Annotated in this window: 1 protein-coding gene; it reads left to right on the forward strand. The window is 56.5% G+C overall.

The annotated features are described in order from the left end of the window. Positions 1 to 591: toxin TcdB middle/N-terminal domain-containing protein (locus BN93_RS16165; protein ID WP_044261282.1), on the forward strand; the 591-nt coding region annotated here is incomplete at both ends.

The following is a 591-nucleotide window of genomic DNA, read 5'->3' on the forward strand; positions in this document are numbered from 1 at the left end:
GCACCTGAAGGGTTGCAGAAGAAATCGGAACTTTCCGGCAACATGGGTTCTTCCGTGGCCGTATACGCCAGCACCGCCTACACGATCCGCATCCCCCTTCCGTTCGGCTTTGTCATCAACATCACACCGAGCATACAGGGTTCACATAGCGAAAGCATCAATCGCACGACTGCGGCCTTGATGGACATAGACGGCGACGGCTTGCCCGATCTCGTTTACAGCGACAGCGAAAACAGCATGACGGTCCGTCGTAACCTAACGGGACGCACCAACCTTCTCAAGGGTGTGACCCTTCCTTTCGGCGGACACGTTGCCGTAGAATATAAGCAGACAGAACCAAGCTATAACATGCCCGGCCGGCGTTGGGTGATGGCATCCGTGGAGACCATTGGCGGCTATGCCGAGAACGGAGCCACCAGGATGCGCAACGAGTTTGAATACGAAGGCGGCTACCGCGACCGCCGCGAACGCGACTTCTACGGTTTTGAGAAGGTCACTACCAAGCAGATAGACACGCAGAACGGCAATGCCGTTTACCGCAAGCAGGTGGCGGAATACGGGCACAACCGCAACCTGTACATGCACGACCTT

The sequence above is a fragment of the Prevotella conceptionensis 9403948 genome, assembly GCF_000312305.1.
Classification (GTDB): domain Bacteria; phylum Bacteroidota; class Bacteroidia; order Bacteroidales; family Bacteroidaceae; genus Prevotella; species Prevotella conceptionensis.